Source organism: Sinorhizobium psoraleae, from assembly GCF_013283645.1.
In the GTDB taxonomy this organism is placed as follows: Bacteria; Pseudomonadota; Alphaproteobacteria; order Rhizobiales; family Rhizobiaceae; genus Sinorhizobium; species Sinorhizobium psoraleae.
In genome coordinates, this window is record NZ_JABEKV010000065.1 from 1 (window position 1) to 1,086 (window position 1,086).

Annotated in this window: 1 protein-coding gene; it reads right to left on the minus strand. The window is 66.9% G+C overall.

What is annotated here, in order from left to right; genetic code table 11:
• The coding region (locus ILFOPFJJ_RS36895) for a spermidine synthase (RefSeq protein ID WP_376741505.1) at positions 1–1,086 on the minus strand (1,086 nt) is incomplete at both ends.

The window sequence follows — 1,086 nt, forward strand, 5'->3', positions numbered from 1 at the left end:
CTCCCTGGTAGAGATATTCCTGGTCGAGTTGATTGTAGCGGTTCACGTCGCTCGCCGAGATGCCCGGCGCCCAGGAGATGTCAAAGAAATTCTCGGCCGCGAAGCCGCGGATGGCTGCGACGTCTTCGCCGGTGAACGGCGCCTTGGCGACGATGAGGGTTGCAGTATTCCAGCTCCGGATCAGCACCAGGTGCCGGCCTGGCTGGGCTACGCCATCCGCTTCAAGCGCAACGGTAGCAGTGGCGAATAGCTTGAGGATGTCGCGCGGCGGCACCCGCAGCCATCGCGTGATCGCGACGACTCCATCTGGTCTCAGCGCCGCTAGGTAATCCCGCATTGCCTCCACGGTGTAGGTATAGTTCTCATGCAGGCTCTGCACGCCGGCCGCGGCCGCGCTGAAGGAGTCAAGGAGCGGCATCTGGATCAGGCCGTAACGCTCGCCAGTCGTCGCAGCGAAGGCGCGCGCCTCGGCTAGATGCAGATGCACGTTCGGTCGGCTGAAGATGCCGCCGACGATGTCCGCGAAGCGATTCCGAGCCAGGTCGATCATCTGCGGGTTGACCTCTACAGCATCCACGGTATCGGCTCCGGCGCGCAGCGCCAGCAGCACCTGCTCGCCGCCGCCGGCGCCGAGGACTAGCACCCGCGGCCGCTCAAGGATGCGGTACGGGAGCGCCGCCGTTGTCCGGCCGAGATAGGCGACCGTCGCCGGGTCGCCGCCATAGGCGGTGATCGCCGTAATACTGTCGCCATCGGTGAAGACGGCGAGTTGCGCGGGCGGCTCTTGGGTGTTGGCGAGACTGAGGCCCGGCGCGTAGCGGAAAGGGACGGTCGGGCTCTCGACGACCGTCAGCAGTCCGAGCGGGCTCGATCGCTCCTCGACCACCCGCGCGTTCGGCATTTCGAGAGCCATGCGGAGGCCCTTGTACTGCGACATGTGGAGGCCAGGGGCCATCCAGGACGGTGGTAGCCACACCGTGATGACCGCAGCTGCAAGCCCGAGGCTGCCCGCGGCGAACCACCGATGGCGAGCCATGCCCGTCGCGGCGAGGGCAGCCGCCGCAAAGCCCAGCGCTGCGACGAAGC